At 61.2% G+C, this 14,350-nt stretch carries 15 protein-coding genes and 1 pseudogene; 14 read left to right on the top strand and 2 right to left on the bottom strand.

Annotation, left to right across the window (positions count from 1 at the left end; genetic code table 11):
* Positions 1 to 10 precede the first annotated feature (10 nt).
* The 9 genes and pseudogenes from ehuB (at position 11) to IHE39_RS27060 (ending at position 7,495) form a co-directional block, all read left to right on the top strand.
* On the top strand, positions 11 to 898 hold the full coding sequence (ehuB, locus tag IHE39_RS27095) for an ectoine/hydroxyectoine ABC transporter substrate-binding protein EhuB (protein WP_192568676.1): 888 nt from the start codon (positions 11 to 13) through the stop codon (positions 896 to 898).
* Positions 899 to 915: 17 nt separating this feature from the next.
* Positions 916 to 1,581: an amino acid ABC transporter permease gene (locus IHE39_RS27090; RefSeq protein WP_192568675.1), complete on the top strand. Its 666-nt coding sequence runs from the start codon at positions 916 to 918 to the stop codon at positions 1,579 to 1,581.
* Positions 1,554 to 2,228 carry an ectoine/hydroxyectoine ABC transporter permease subunit EhuD gene (gene ehuD, locus IHE39_RS27085; RefSeq protein WP_210327703.1) on the top strand — a complete coding sequence of 225 codons (675 nt, stop codon included), beginning with the start codon at positions 1,554 to 1,556 and terminating at the stop codon, positions 2,226 to 2,228. Before IHE39_RS27090 ends, ehuD begins: the two co-directional genes overlap by 28 nt.
* Positions 2,229 to 2,242: 14 nt before the next feature.
* On the top strand, positions 2,243 to 3,058 hold the full coding sequence (locus tag IHE39_RS27080; protein ID WP_192568674.1) for an amino acid ABC transporter ATP-binding protein: 816 nt from the start codon (positions 2,243 to 2,245) through the stop codon (positions 3,056 to 3,058).
* 39 nt (positions 3,059 to 3,097) lie between these two features.
* Positions 3,098 to 4,063 carry a bifunctional Delta(1)-pyrroline-2-carboxylate/Delta(1)-piperideine-2-carboxylate reductase gene (gene lhpI / locus IHE39_RS27075; RefSeq protein ID WP_434781346.1) on the top strand — a complete coding sequence of 322 codons (966 nt, stop codon included), beginning with the start codon at positions 3,098 to 3,100 and terminating at the stop codon, positions 4,061 to 4,063.
* A 65-nt stretch (positions 4,064 to 4,128) separates the two neighbouring features.
* Entirely contained in the window at positions 4,129 to 5,163 is a 1,035-nt protein-coding gene (locus tag IHE39_RS27070; RefSeq protein ID WP_192568673.1) for a trans-3-hydroxy-L-proline dehydratase, read from the top strand.
* Between the two features lie 99 nt (positions 5,164 to 5,262).
* Positions 5,263 to 5,664 carry a RidA family protein gene (locus IHE39_RS27065; protein WP_154387577.1) on the top strand — a complete coding sequence of 134 codons (402 nt, stop codon included), beginning with the start codon at positions 5,263 to 5,265 and terminating at the stop codon, positions 5,662 to 5,664.
* 58 nt (positions 5,665 to 5,722) lie between these two features.
* A pseudogene (locus IHE39_RS30815) lies at positions 5,723 to 5,827 on the top strand (LysR family transcriptional regulator); the annotation flags it as partial.
* Positions 5,828 to 6,832: 1,005 nt separating this feature from the next.
* On the top strand, positions 6,833 to 7,495 hold the full coding sequence (locus tag IHE39_RS27060) for an outer membrane protein (protein WP_192568672.1): 663 nt from the start codon (positions 6,833 to 6,835) through the stop codon (positions 7,493 to 7,495).
* Positions 7,496 to 7,610: 115 nt separating this feature from the next.
* On the opposite strand, the gene IHE39_RS27055 is transcribed toward IHE39_RS27060, so the two are convergent.
* Positions 7,611 to 8,003 (bottom strand): hypothetical protein, encoded by a 393-nt coding sequence (locus IHE39_RS27055; protein WP_184770835.1) that lies wholly within the window; start codon positions 8,001 to 8,003, stop codon positions 7,611 to 7,613.
* Positions 8,004 to 8,277: 274 nt separating this feature from the next.
* Here IHE39_RS27055 and IHE39_RS27050 point away from each other — a divergent pair, with 274 nt between their 5' ends.
* Positions 8,278 to 10,389: a DUF294 nucleotidyltransferase-like domain-containing protein gene (locus tag IHE39_RS27050; RefSeq protein WP_192568671.1), complete on the top strand. Its 2,112-nt coding sequence runs from the start codon at positions 8,278 to 8,280 to the stop codon at positions 10,387 to 10,389.
* A 6-nt stretch (positions 10,390 to 10,395) separates the two neighbouring features.
* Here the strand turns inward: IHE39_RS27050 and IHE39_RS27045 are convergent, their stop codons facing one another.
* Entirely contained in the window at positions 10,396 to 11,151 is a 756-nt protein-coding gene (locus tag IHE39_RS27045; protein ID WP_192568670.1) for a hypothetical protein, read from the bottom strand.
* Positions 11,152 to 11,219: 68 nt separating this feature from the next.
* Between IHE39_RS27045 and IHE39_RS27040 the strand changes: the two genes are divergently transcribed.
* The 4 genes from IHE39_RS27040 to IHE39_RS27025 all read left to right on the top strand — a co-directional run bounded on the left by IHE39_RS27040 (position 11,220) and on the right by IHE39_RS27025 (position 14,273).
* The gene (locus IHE39_RS27040; RefSeq protein ID WP_246471090.1) at positions 11,220 to 11,540 is read left to right on the top strand and encodes a DUF4212 domain-containing protein; all 321 of its coding nucleotides are present in this window, start codon (positions 11,220 to 11,222) and stop codon (positions 11,538 to 11,540) included.
* 10 nt (positions 11,541 to 11,550) lie between these two features.
* On the top strand, positions 11,551 to 13,533 hold the full coding sequence (locus tag IHE39_RS27035) for a sodium:solute symporter family protein (RefSeq protein WP_192568669.1): 1,983 nt from the start codon (positions 11,551 to 11,553) through the stop codon (positions 13,531 to 13,533).
* 110 nt (positions 13,534 to 13,643) lie between these two features.
* On the top strand, positions 13,644 to 13,952 hold the full coding sequence (locus tag IHE39_RS27030) for a YggT family protein (protein ID WP_184770821.1): 309 nt from the start codon (positions 13,644 to 13,646) through the stop codon (positions 13,950 to 13,952).
* A gap of 3 nt (positions 13,953 to 13,955) precedes the next feature.
* Complete coding sequence (locus IHE39_RS27025) at positions 13,956 to 14,273, top strand: hypothetical protein (RefSeq protein WP_192568668.1); 318 nt, start codon at positions 13,956 to 13,958, stop codon at positions 14,271 to 14,273.
* The last annotated feature ends 77 nt before the right edge of the window (positions 14,274 to 14,350 follow it).

Here is a 14,350-nt window from a genome sequence, read left to right as displayed (position 1 = left end):
GAGCGACGTTATGAAAGGTATCTCACGCCGCAGCATACTCGCTGCATTCGTCGCGACGACAACCATCATCTCGCCTGGTTTGTCATTCGCGCAGTCTGAGAGTGCCACCACGCTCACCAAGATCAAACAAGATGGCTTCGCGCGGGTCGGGTTCTCGAACTTCAAGCCATGGGGCTACGTGTCGGATGCTGGCGAACTATCCGGTGTCGAACCTGCCGTCGTCAGGGCTTTCCTGAGTTCCGTCGGCGTCGAGGCGATGGACGGCGTATTGACCCAGTTCGTATCCATGATCCCGGCGCTGGAGGCAGAGCGGTTCGACTTCATCGCTGCGGGAATGCAGATCAGACCGGCACGCTGCGAACAGATTGCGTTCGGCGAACCGGAGTGGAAAAGCACCCAGGCATTCCTGACGCGCGCCGGCAATCCTTCGAACCTCACGAGCCTCGACGACATAATTGCCAATCCCAAGATGCGCCTTGGCGTGGTCGGTGGCGGGACTGAAAGGGAATATGCGAGCATCAATGGAGTTCCTGATGCGCAAACGGTCATCTTTCCCGACCTGCCGACAGCAACCGCCGGGCTCAAGGCTGAACGCGTCGACGTCCTGATGTTCACGTCGATCACGGGGCGGGGATTGGTGGCGAAGGGAGAGCATCCCGAACTACAATATGTCGCTATGTCCAAGCCGCCGTTAGACAAGAACGGGGCACCTGTCGTCGGGTACGGGGCGATCGGTTTTCGCAAGTCGGATCCCGAACTCCTGGCCGCGTGGAACGGATGGTTGAAGCAGGCGAAGCAATCAGGCGAATTGCTAAAGCTGCTCGAGCCTTTCGGTTTCACCAAGGACGACCTTGCGCCCGAAGACGTCACGACCGGCGAGCTTTGTGAACCGAAATAGGCGAGCGCAGTATCGACATGGATTTCCTGCTCCAAATCTATCCCGCATTGCTGCGGGGCGCCTTCGTCACCATGCTGCTCACGTTGACGTCAGGCGCCGCCGCGCTGGCGGTGGGCTTTGCCGTCGGACTCGCCCGGCTCATTCCGTCGCGATGGGTGTCCGTCCCGCTCACGATTTACGTCGAGGTGTTCAGGAACACCTCCTCGCTAGTGCAGATCTTCTACTTTTTCTTCGTGCTGCCACTGGTGGGGATAAGGTTTGAGGCATTCACGACAGGTTGCGCCGTGCTTGCGCTGAACTTCGGAGCTTATCTCTCCGAAGTTGTCCGCTCATCGATCCTGTCAGTTGACAAGGGGCAGTACCACGCAGCGATCGCTCTCAATATGCCGGTTCTGCTTCGCTATCGCCGCATCATCATTCCGCAGGCGATTCCAGTGATGCTTCCCGCATTCGGCAACTACGCCCTGGAAATGCTCAAGGCGACGTCGCTGGTATCCCTGATTACCATTACCGAACTCACTTTCTCCGGGGCCCAGCTCGTTCAGTTCTACGGTCACCCGACGGAAATCTACCTGTCGATCTTCGTCATCTACCTGATCCTCGCCATCCCCTTCATTGTTCTCAACCGCAATCTCGAAAAGCGGGCGGGTGGCAAATGGAAGGCAAGGGTGCCAACGACATGACCTTCAGTCTGCAAACCATGTTGGACGTGCTTCCAGCCTTGCTGCGGGGAACCGTGGTCACGCTGCAGGCCACCGCCGCCGGAATCCTGCTGGCGCTCGCACTCGGCCTTTTCCTTGCGATCGCACGGCGCGGCAGCAACCGCGCAATCGTCGTGGTCATCGACCTGTTCGTTACCGTGATCCGCAGCACGCCGCTGCTGATCCAGCTTTATCTGCTGTTTTACGTGCTGCCGCTCTACGGACCTTCCCTCAGCCCGCTCGTCACCGGCGTCTTGGGACTCGGCGTCCACTACAGCAGCTACCTCTCGGAAGTTTTCAGGGCCGGCATCGACGCCGTTCCGAAGGGCCAGTGGGAGGCGTCCGTTGCCCTTCAGATGCCCCGAGCAAAAACTTGGTGCCGGATCATTCTTCCGCAGGCGTTTCGGATTGTTCTTCCACAAATCGGCAACTACATGATCTCAATGTACAAGCATGCGTCACTATTGGCGACGATAACGGTCGTAGAACTTCTTGGTGCAGCTTTAAATTATGCCGGAGAGACATTCAGATATCTTGAAGTCCTTACACTTGTTGGCGTTATATATTTTATCATCGGCTATGTGTTCTCCAGAATTATCAAGTATATCGAACTTAAGTTGGCGTACTGAGGAAAGGTGTGGTCATGGGCATTGCCGTCATCCCCAAGGGAGGTCACGTGTTGGACAAGTTTGAAAGCCCTGCATCCGAGCTGCCTGCGGTCGAATTCGTAGATGTATCCAAATCGTTCGGCGCTCTGCGCGTCATTGACAATCTAAGTCTGAGGATAAGGCGTTCGGAACGGGTGTCGTTGATCGGTCCGAGCGGATCTGGCAAGACAACCATCCTGCGGCTTCTGATGACGCTGGAGAAGCCCAGCGAAGGGACAATCAAGGTCTTTGGCGGCGCGCTCAGTGCCGGCGGCCGTGGATTGCGCGAAAGCGAAGTCGCACCGCTGCGCGCCAAGATCGGCATGGTTTTCCAGCAGTTCAATCTTTTCCCGCACATGACAGCGCTTGCCAACGTGATGGAGGCGCCGGTCCAGGTCTTGCGGATGCCGAAGCCCGACGCCAAGGCGCTGGCCGAAAGCCTGCTCGAACGAGTTGGATTGAAGGAAAAGGGCGCATCCTACCCTTCAGAGCTGTCGGGCGGCCAACAGCAGCGCGTGGCCATTGCCAGGGCGCTGGCGATGAAGCCGCAGATCATGCTTTTTGACGAGATCACGTCGGCGCTCGATCCTGAGGTCATCGGAGAAGTGCTCGATGTGGTCCACAGCCTGGCGCACGAGACAAAGATGGCCATGCTGGTCGTCACCCACGAGATGGGTTTTGCCCGCGATATCGCCGACCGCGTAATCTTCATGGAGAAGGGAAGGATCGTGGAGGAGGGCAATCCGGCTAAGCTATTCGCCTCACCGGACAATATTCGCACGAAAGCCTTCCTCAACGCCGTCAAACGTTGATGTCGCGGCCGCTGATCCGATTATCTTGAAACTCAGGTAGTGAATGTGAAGAATATACGGTTCATCGACGAAGCTCAGTCGAAGGCGGGGCTCGGCTTCCGCGAGCTGGTCGACGCTTTGGCGGCTGGCTTCCCCGTCGGCTGCGAGGCGCCGCTTAGACACCACCACGTCATTGCAAGTCCGGGGCAGCCGGACTCGACGTTGCTGCTCATGCCAGCCTGGGACAGCGTCGCGGGACCTGACCGGCTGCTCGGTGTCAAGCTGGTGACCGTTTATCCCGGCAACACTGCCAAAAGGCTTCCCGGCTTGGCATCCACCTATTTGCTCTTCGATGCCGGGACAGGCCAGGAGATCGCGCTAATCGACGGCAACGTTATTACGGCAAGGCGCACCGCGGCCACGGCCGCGTTGGGTGCGCGCTTCCTATCGCGTGTCGATGCGGGTACGCTGCTCCTGTTCGGTTCCGGAAGGGTCGCAAGCCTTGTGCCCGAGGCAATGCGGACCGTCCGTCCGATCGAGCGGGTGATGATATGGGATATCCGGCGCGATGGCGCGGCGAGCCTGGCTGACGAGCTCGAGCGCCAGGGTTTCGAGACATCGATTGTCGACGACGTCCAGGCAGCCGTGGCGTCCGCAGACATTATTTCGGCGGCTACGCTCGCTACCGAGCCGCTGTTCGACGGGGATTGGGTTCGACCTGGGACACATGTCGATCTCATCGGCTCCTTCACGCCAAAGATGCGAGAGGCCGACGATAGGCTCATCGCCAAGGCGGCCCTCTATGTCGACACGCTCGACGCGCTCCATGAAACCGGCGACTTGATCCAGCCGATCGAGGCGGGAGCGATCGATGCCGACCACATAAGGGGCACCATTGCCGACCTGTGCCGCGGCACGGTCGTCGGCCGAAGCAATGACAGGGCCATAACGCTCTTCAAGGCGGTTGGGAGTTCGCTCGCCGATCTGATCGCTGCGCGGCTGATCTATCATTCGTTGTCCATATGAAACCCGGTCGTGTCGCCAACGCATGAATTGTGTGCGGACAGGCCAGCCATTGATAAGGTGACTTGATGCGTTCCGATCGGCTTGTTCAGATCGTCAGCAGCCACGCCGAGGGCGAGGCAGGAGATGTTATAATCGGTGGCGTGGCGCCGCCGCCGGGGGCTTCAATCTGGGAACAGGCGCAGTTCATTGCGAAAGACGAAAGCCTTCGCAATTTCGTCCTGAACGAGCCGAGGGGTGGTGTTTTTCGTCACGTCAATCTGCTGGTACCGCCGAAAGATCCGCGTGCGCACATGGGATGGATCATCATGGAACCGGCCGACACGCCGCCGATGTCCGGCTCGAATTCAATGTGCGTTTCGACAGTGCTGCTGGAATGCGGCATCGTTCCGATGCAGGAGCCGGTCACGCGGCTGGTACTCGAGCCCCCGGGCGGCCTGATCGAAGTGGAGGCAGACTGCCGCAATGGCAAGGCCGAGCGCATCCGTGTCCGCAACCACGCCTCGTTCGCCGACAGGCTGGACGTCGTGCTGGAAGTTGCCGGTATCGGCACCATCAAGGTTGATACCGCCTGGGGCGGCGACAGCTTCGTTATCGTCGATGCATCCCTTCTAGGGCTTGAGATCAAGCCCGATCAGGCGCGCGACATCGCCGAACTCGGGGTTCGTCTGACGAACGCAGCGAACGAGCAAATCGGCTTCTCGCATCCGGTTAACGGGTGGAACCACATATCGTTCTGCCAGGTAACGGAGCCCGTCCACTACCGAGAGGGTGTGCTCAGCGGTGCCAGTGCCGTTGCAATACAGCCGGGAAAGATCGATCGCTCGCCTTGCGGCACCGGTTGTTCGGCTCGCATGGCGGTGATGCACGCCAGGGGAGAAATGCAGGTCGGTGACCGATTCAGGGGCATTTCGATCGTCGGCACGGAGTTCGATTGTGTCATCGACAGCGAAGTTGATCTCGCCGGCCGGCGTGCAATCTCTCCGATCATCTCAGGCCGCGCTTGGATAACCGGCACGCACCAGCACATGCTCGACCCGTGCGATCCGTTTCCCACAGGATACCGGCTCTCCGATACGTGGCCGGTAACGAAAAACTTCTGAAGGCGTGAGACCACGGCCGCCTTCATCACGTGCAGCGCAGCAACGCTTTATCGCCAAACAGAGCATTCGCTCGCAAAGGCATTATTCAGGGACATATACATGAAACAAGCGATCACTCTTCCCGATCATCCGGCCAAATATCCCTACTTTTCCGACATCGTCAAAACGGAAGGCACGTTCGTCTTCGTGTCGGCGCAGGCGGGGCGCGGCGACGACGGCAACTGGAGCGGAAGTTTCGCCGAACAGCTCGACAGAGCCATTGCCAACCTGCGCCGGACGCTGGAGGCAGGCGGTGCGAGCCTCGACGATGTGGTACAGTTGACGGCATTTCTGTCGGATGCCCGCAACGGCGACGCCGACTGCCGCCACGGCAACGTATTCAACGAGGTCTATGCCCGGCATTTCAAGGCGAATTGGCCGGTGCGCTCACGCGTGCAAGCAGTGCTGCACGATCCTCGTTGCCTAGTCGAACTGGACGCCATGGCGGTGATCGACGACTAACGACCGAGGTCTGCAACCTAGCTGGCCCGCAGGGATTGGCGCACCGCTTCGATCAATCTCGATAATCATCGAGGCGGCGCTTGCCGGCATGGGTAATGCACTGCTCTCACGGCACCTGATCGAGCAGGAGTTGAAATCCGGCGAGCTTCGGGTCGTTCTCAACCTTGGATGACATCGTGCTACCGGAGGTGAGTACGCCCTCCGCCACAAACCAGCACTTCTTCCTTTGGCTGACAAGTCAGGTTGGACGTCTAGGTTGAGCGCGGCCATGTCCCGGCCGCCGAGGCGTTGGCGAATGTCAGCTATCCGCCGAGCTCGCTCCGATAGCGGACCAACGGCTTCCGGCCCCAAGTCGGTCATTCCAGTCGCCGCTTCCGTGCACCGTTTTGGGTGCCGTCTGTCTACCCCATATGGATGTTTCCTGGGGCTATCTCTTCTTAAACTGCGATCTGAAGCAAATGTCGGATTCGGTAGTTGCGTGTCCCCGCAACCAGATACCAAAACAGCCCAGCTTGTCTGGGCTGTTTTGGTATTGGGACGCTGGTGACGGTCGCGTTGAAGCCTCAGCCCCGCCTGCAAAGGAGGCGACGGCCGAAAAAGCGGGACAAAAAACCAGGTCCTGTGCCAAACCAATCCTTCCAAACTCTCCAAGTTCGATCGCCGGCAACAAGCTCCGCTTCCCTGGCGTTGGTAGCTCATCGTCTTCACCGACCATAAGCTCAAAGTCACAGGCGCAAAGCCTGGCACAAAAACCTTGATGACGACACTCTCGTGAGCCTTGCCCAGCAGCCTGTCGCTCGGTCCAGTTCAGGATCGTGCCCAGTTCCCCATACAGCGTAGCTCGATCTCGCCGCGCTTTGCGCCAGGTGTCAGAATGAAGCGGGCGGCCGTCGGTCGGACTTCGTCGGCTTCCTTGATCGTGTAGTGTCGGATGGTCGAGACGTCCTGCTCGAGATCCCGCGAACTACCGTCAACGTGATTGCGGCGCGGCCATGATTTCGATCAACGGGGGAATATCGCTTTGCTTGGTTGACATGCCGGAACAAAAAGGCCTGACTGCCCAGCACACTGTCTACACTTTTTGTGATGGCGGCGGCGCCTGTCAGGCGACGCTCCTGAAGCGACATATATTGAAACCGAAGCGATTTATATTGAAGGATATTGGCCCTTGAAGATACATTTTTCCCTTTTGATGACCACTGCGTTGATTGCGATGAGCGCGGGGACGGCGCGGGCGGAAAACGTGACTACCGAGACCGCCCCCGCCGGCATGGCGTATGCTGACGCGACGGACTGGAGTGGGATCTACGCCGGCCTGCATGTCGGTTTCGCCGACGGCGCCGCGACGCAAGGGGAACAATGGGTTCCTGGTTTTGAGGCAGGCTTCGAGCTTGATGGCTTGCTCGCCGGCGGCCAGGTCGGCGCTCTGGCGCAGTTCGGTCACTTTGTGCTCGGTGTGCAGGGCGATGTCTCCGGGGCTGGCCTGAGCGGCAACTACGACTTCGGCTTCGGGCCATTTCCCAACATCTCCATGGAGGTCAACTGGCTGGCCAGCCTGACCGCCCGTGGCGGTGTCGCCTTTGACAGCGTGTTGCTCTACGGCCTGGCCGGTCTGGCCGTGGCGGATACTACAATAAAGTACCCGGGAGGATCCGCCGACCCCACATACACCGGCTACACGGCTGGCGCAGGCGTCGCTTTGAAACTCAATGCCAATTGGTCGGTTTTCGGTGAGTACGCCTATTACGGGCTTGGCGAGCAAGAGTTCGATGGGGATACCTACGACCTCAACTTTTCAAGCGGCAAGGTCGGCTTGAACTACAAGTTCTGATCCGTCCTGACGGGATTGGCTGCGCCGGCGAGAAGCACTTCCGCCGGCGAGAAGCACGCTTCCGCCGGGCCGACGACCTGAAGGTGGGCCTGTCCTTGCTCGATAGACCGCTGACCTATCCCACCGGCGGCACATAAGCCTTGAGGCCAAACGCCGTCAGCACCATCGACAGCAGGAAGAAACCGACCGCCACGCAAAGCGCAATCCGCGCGAAACTACCATAGACGTCGCGCATGACGGTGCCGAACACCCGCCGCGCCGGATCATCGAGCGGGCGCGACTTCTCGTCGAGATAGAGCCAGATCTCGGTGCGCCTGGGGGCCTTGGTGCCGGCGGTCATCGCTTTCCACATCAACACCAGCGCCATCATCAGTGTGAGGAAAGCGCCGCTGCGGAATGCCGATACCGGATTGAAGGAGAAGCCGACCATGACGCATCCGATCGCGAGCGATCCGAACATGACCGCGCGCCCGACGCACTCCACAGCGACCCGCCTGATCTCGTGCATTGACACATCCTGGCGATGAACCCGCCCAAGGTGGACCGACGCCCAGGCTGCGCGCAAATCACATTAAGGCGAATGCCGCGCGGAAAAGCACCTCAAGGATCGAGCTTCACGAAACGGGCCGGCTTGCCGACATGTTCGGTGCGGCTGTCGGACCCGCCTTCGACGTGGCGTGCCGGTCGCCCTATGCCGCGGTGGAAAATTGGCCGATATTGTCGGCGCTGGGAGACAAGCGGGACATCCGAGCTGGGCATTCAGCAAACTCGCAGGAGCGGACATGAAGCCGGCGACCGGCGCGACACCCCTGATTTCAATGGCGGCGACGGCGCTCGACACCGAAACGACCGGGCTCGACGCCACCAAGGCCCGTATCCTGCAGATCGGCGCAGTCGGCATCTGGCATGGCAAGATCAAACCGGAACGCCGCTTCGAACTTCTCGTCGATGCCGGCGAAGCTGTGCCACCTGCGGCTTCCCGCATCCACGGCATTACCGACGACCAGCTCGTCGGCCAGCCGGATTTCACCGCAGCCTGGGACCGGTTCCAGCATTTCACCGGACCGCGTGTTCTCGTCGGCCACTCCATCGGCTTCGACCTGGCGGTCATGGAGCGCGAATGTCGGCTTGCGAACCTGCCCTGGACGAAACCGCGCGCGCTGTGCGTGCGCCTTCTTGCGACGGTGGCCAATCCCAACCTGGCGGACCATTCGCTGGACACGCTCGCCGCCTGGCTGGGCGTGGAGGTTGCCGGCCGCCACACGGCTCTGGGGGACGCGATCACGGCAGGCAAGGTCTTCGTTTCGCTGCTGCCCGAATTGCGCAGGCGCAACGTCCGGACGCTGGGCGAAGCCGAACTGGCGTGCCTTGCCCTTTCGCGCGATCTTGAAGCCGGCCATCGCGCCGGCTGGAGCGAACCGGTGTCGCGTCCTCAAACTCCTGTTTTCCAGTCGGTCGATCCCTACGCTTACCGCCACCGCGTCGGCAGCCTGATGAGCCACCCCCCCGTGGTGGTGACATCGGGCCAAACCATGCGGCAGGCGATAGAGCTGATGGTCACGCGAAAGATCAGCTCCCTGCTGGTGTCCGATGCTGGAGAACCGAACCGACCGGTCGCCGACTACGGCATCGTCACCGAGCGCGACGTGATGCGGCGACTGTCCGGCAGTGGCGCCGATGCGCTGGACCTGCCGGTCGGCACCTTCGCCTCCAGGCCGCTCGCCGCCGTGCGCGCCACAGCCTTTGCCTATCGCGCCATCGGGCGCATGGACAGGCTGAAGATACGTCACCTTGCCGTGCGTGACGATGCCGGAACGCTGGTGGGCGTGCTGTCGGCGCGTGACCTGCTGCGACTGCGTGCCAGCGAAGCGATCAACCTCGACGACCAGATCGAACATGCGACGGGCGCCGCCGAACTGGCGGCGGCATGGGCCACGCTTGCCGGCGTCGTGCGCTCGCTGCTCGCCGAAACGATCGACCCGCGCGTCGTCGCCGAGATCATCTCCGAGGAGTTGCGCGCCATGACCCGCCGGGCCGCCGTGCTGGCGGAGCTTGCCATGCAGGCGCAGGGTCACGGCGCGCCGCCCTGTCGATACGCCGTGCTGGTGCTCGGCTCCGGCGGACGCGGCGAAAGCCTGCTGGCTCCCGATCAGGACAACGCCATCGTCTTCGAGCGCGGCGAACCCGATGGTCGGCAAGACCTCTGGTTCAAGATGCTTGGCGAAAAGCTTGCCGATACGCTCGACGCTGCCGGCGTGCCATACTGCAAGGGCGGCGTCATGGGCCGCAACGCGGCGTTCCGCGGCAGCCTCGAAACGTGGAAGAACCGCGTCGAGGAATGGGTCCGGCGCTCGCGGCCCGACGACCTGCTCAACGTCGACATCGTCTATGATCTGAAGCCCGTGCACGGCGACCTGGCGTTGAGCGACGCGCTGTTCGACCATGCCTATGCACGCGGCCATGCCGAGCCGGTCTTTGCCAAGCTCCTCGGCGAACAGATCGTTTCGGACAACCCGTTCACGCTTCTGGGCGGCCTGCGGCTCCACGACGGCCGGCTCGATATCAAGATGCATGGCCTGTTCCCGATCGTCGCGGCGGCGCGGACGCTGGCAATTCGCCACGGCATCCGGGCACTGAGCACGCGCGACCGTCTCGAGGCGTTGATCGCGCTCGATGTCGGCGGCGAGCAGGACATGAAGGCAATGCTGGCCGGCCATTCGTTTCTGATCGGGCTGCTGCTCGATCAACAGATTCGCGACGTCTATGCCGGCGTAACCGTCTCCAACCGCGTCGATCTGGCCGCAATCCCGCGCGAGCAGCAAGGCGAGTTGAAGACGCTGGTCAGGCGTCTTCAGTCTGTGCCGGGGCTGGTGCGCGACCTGATGTTCGCCTGAGACCCGTCAAGCGCCGGGCGGGCCCAAAAGTTCATCGACGATTGCGGCGCGATCGGCCAGTTCCAGCAGGTCCTCATGCGCTCTCAGGATGTTCATCCTCAGGAAGTTGAAGATGTAGTCATAGTCGTTGGTCAGCAATTCGGGATGGATCGGCACCGCCTCGAACACCATCCGCGCCAGCGGATCAGGGATCTCCCGCACCGGCCGCGGCGCTCCGGCCTGGGCCGCCGCAAGTCTGCCGCGCACCAGCGCGGCCGCGTCCTCCCAGAAGGTCTCAGGCGAGCCGTTGGGAACCGGGTGTTTTGCAAAACTGATGCGGGCGACCCGCTCGATCGCTGTCTCGAGGCTACGCTGGCGCCCGGCTGCAGCCTCGCGCAGCGACCCTTCGACCATCTCCGCGACCATGGCGTAGCAGGGCGGGTAGGCACGCCAGCGCGCCTGATCGAGCGCGCTCTGGAACTCCTTTTCGCTGAACAGCTTCTGCCAGAACACGCCCGCACGCACGCGACAGAATTCGACGATGCACTTCTGCGCCAGGAACGAGGCGCGCGCATCCATGAAATCTGCCAGATCGGCGGTACTGTGGATCGGCGTGGCCTTGCGGAGAAATCCCGGAAGAAGACCATCGAGAAGGCCCATTGCAATTTTCCCTTCGTCTGCCGCGCGCTGCCAAGCGTTAGCCTTCGCGACACCTCTTAGCCAGCCCGCCGAACCGATTCTAAAGTCGAATAACGGGCGGTTGCAAATGTAGCTATCGTGCACGCAGCGTCGGCTGAGTCCATCATGACGCCAACGCTTGCCAGATTCCCGTTTTGGGGGAGCTTGGCGACTTGCTGAACGGCCGGTTGGTCGGGGAGAATCTGCACAGGCTGTCAACCAAGGGAGGGATCAACGCGATGGCGACGCCGGACCGCGTAAGCTACTGGAATAAGACCCGCAGTCTCATGTTTCTAATGCTTGGGCTGTGGTTTTTCTTCGGATATGTCATCCATTTCTTCGTCGGCCCACTCAACAATATCGTCATTCTGGGCTTCCCGCTGGGCTTCTACATGGCCGCGCAGGGTTCGCTCATTGCTTTCGTCGTGATGCTTTTCTGGTTTGCACGCAAGCAGAACAGCATCGACGAAGAGCACGGCGTGTCGGAAGAGTGAGGGGGGAACCATGGCAACGACGACAACCAGCGGCGGCGGAGATTTCGTCTCCAATCTAGGCCGCATCTACACAATCTACACCGGAGGCTTCATAGCCTTCGTCATCCTCATGGCGATCCTGAGCGCCGCCGGCGTGCCGAATGTCATCATCGGCTACATGTTCGTCGGCTTCACCATCCTGATCTATGCCGTCATCGGCATTCTTTCGCGGACCATGCAGGTCGGCGAATATTATGTCGCCGGCCGCCGCGTGCCCGCGATCTACAATGGCATGGCGACAGGTGCGGACTGGATGTCGGGCGCTTCTTTCGTCGGCATGGCCGGTACGCTCTATCTGCTCGGCTATGATGGCCTTGCCTTCGTCCTGGGCTGGACTGGCGGCTACGTTTTGGTCGCGATCCTGGTCGCGCCATATCTGCGCAAGTTTGGCGCCTATACGGTGCCCGACTTCCTTTCAGCGCGCTATGGCGGCAATCTGGCCCGCTTCATCGGCGTGGTCGTGCTGTTTTCGTGCTCTTTCACCTATGTCGTCGCGCAGGTCTATGCGACCGGCATCATCTCGGCCCGCTTCCTCGGCCTCGACTTCAACGTCGCGGTTTATGTCGGCCTTGCCGGCATTCTGGTCTGCTCCATGCTTGGCGGCATGCGCGCAGTCACCTGGACGCAGGTTGCCCAATATATCGTGCTGATCATCGCCTACCTCATTCCGGCGATCTGGATGTCCACGGTCAAGACCGGCGTCCCGATCCCGCAGCTCATGCAAGGTACGGCGCTGGCCAACATCACCGCGCTCGAAACCGCCCAGGGCATTGCGGTCAACCACATCACGCCGTTCGTCCATGGCGGCTATAACGCGCTCAACTTCTTCCTGCTCATCTTGTGCCTGATGGTCGGCACCGCTTCGCTGCCGCATGTCCTGATGCGCTACTTCACCACGCCTTCGGTGCGTGAGGCGCGCGTCTCGGTGGCATGGTCGCTGCTGTTCATCTTCATCCTCTACTTCACGGCGCCGGCCTATGCCGCCTTCGCCAAGTGGACCATGCTCGACCTGGTGGCTTCCGGCCTGACACCCGACAACATCGCCGAGAAGGCGGGATGGATGATGCGCTGGGCCGCAGCCGACAACGCGCTGGTGCAGATTTGCGGCAAGGCTGCCATCGACACGGCCGCCATCGCCGCAGCCTGCGCGGAACAGGGCGTGACCAATATCGGCTTTGCCAACATCAACCTCAATGCCGACATGATCGTGCTTGCCACGCCCGAAATGGCGGGCATGCCCTATGTCATCTCGGGCCTTGTCGCAGCCGGCGGTCTCGCAGCCGCGCTGTCGACGGCCGACGGCCTGCTTCTGGCCATCGCCAACGCGCTCAGCCACGACATCTACTACAAGATGATCGACCAGAACGCGCCGACGGCGCGCCGTCTGGTGGTGTCGCGCGTCCTGTTGGTGGTGGTGGCGATCGCGGCGGCCTATGTCGCCTCGACCAAGCCGGCCGACATCCTGGCAATGGTGTCCTGGGCGTTCTCGCTTGCGGCGGCAGGTCTCTTCCCGGCGCTGGTTCTCGGCGTCTGGTGGAAGCGTGCCAACTCGGCAGGCGCGATTGCCGGCATGATCGCAGGTTTCGGCATCTGCCTCTACTATCTGCTGGGCACCCGCTACGGCGCGGTCGGCTTCGTGGAGATGTGGAGTGGCCTGTCGACGGCAACGGCCGAGCAGTTGGCCAAGTTCGAGGAGCTCAAGGCCGCCTTTGCAGCCGCCGCTCCCGATGCTCAGGCAGCCGCCTGGGCTGCGTTCGACAAGCATGCGCAGACCATCGCGAACTGGGGCGGGGTGAAGAACCTGTCGGCCGCGGCGTTCGGCCTGCCTGTCGGCTTCGCAGTCATGTATGTCGTCTCGCGCCTGACCAAGGAGCCGTCACACGAGCTGCAGGAGTTCATCGAGGAGATCCGTATTCCTCGCGGCAAGACGATCATGGAAGAAAAGACGGCCTGATCATCGCATCGGACGTCAAGGGAGGGGTCCGCACAGGACCCCTCTTTCTTTTTTGCGCGATGCCGCTATGGCTCGCATGATCGCCAAATGATCCCCATTGGACCCCGCGCATGAACGAATTCTGGAGCTACTGGTATTTCCACCTGCCCAATTTCGTGTTGGCGGCAGTGATGTACACCTTGATCGGGCGGCTGGTTCTCGGTTTTTTCGTGCCCGAGAACTGGGACAACTTCATCTGGCGCGGCTTCCGCTTCGTCACTGACCTTGTGGTGCGCGCCGTGCGCTACGTCACGCCTGGTGTGTTGGCCCAGCCGGTCGTGCTGATTTTTGCGGCACTGTGGCTGATGGCGCTACGGCTTGGCTATTTCGTGTTGCTCTTCAACGCCGGGCTGGCACCCGGCGCAACGGCGGGGAACTGAGACATGGAACGAACGGGTCTGGTTCCGGTGATGGCGATCGCCATCGTCAACGGTATATTCTCCCCCTGGGTGCTTGTGCTTTTCGTGCTTTACCCGGTCTGGTACCCATCCTGGGCGCCACCGACCAGCCAGTTCGTCTATATGGCGAGCGCACTCATCCTGTCGACGCTGACCCTTATGGTGGCAGGCGTTCCGGCTGCGCTTTACGAACGGCTTTCGGCGCGCCCCCAAAGTGTCGTCGTTGCGTCGATCTGGCTTGGGTGCGCAGCGCTTCTGACGCTGCCTGCAGTGCCTAACATCATGCGGGCCTTAGGCGGCTGATCTGATCGCTGAGCGGTCATGAGATCCACCGGCACGACCGAATGTTCACATCGCGCATGAGGCGACGTTGCCACGAC

It is taken from the genome of Aminobacter carboxidus, from assembly GCF_014863355.1.
Lineage (GTDB): Bacteria > Pseudomonadota > Alphaproteobacteria > Rhizobiales > Rhizobiaceae > Aminobacter > Aminobacter carboxidus.
The sequence above is the reverse complement of the archived record's forward strand: the minus strand, read 5'-3'. Positions and strand labels throughout refer to the sequence as shown.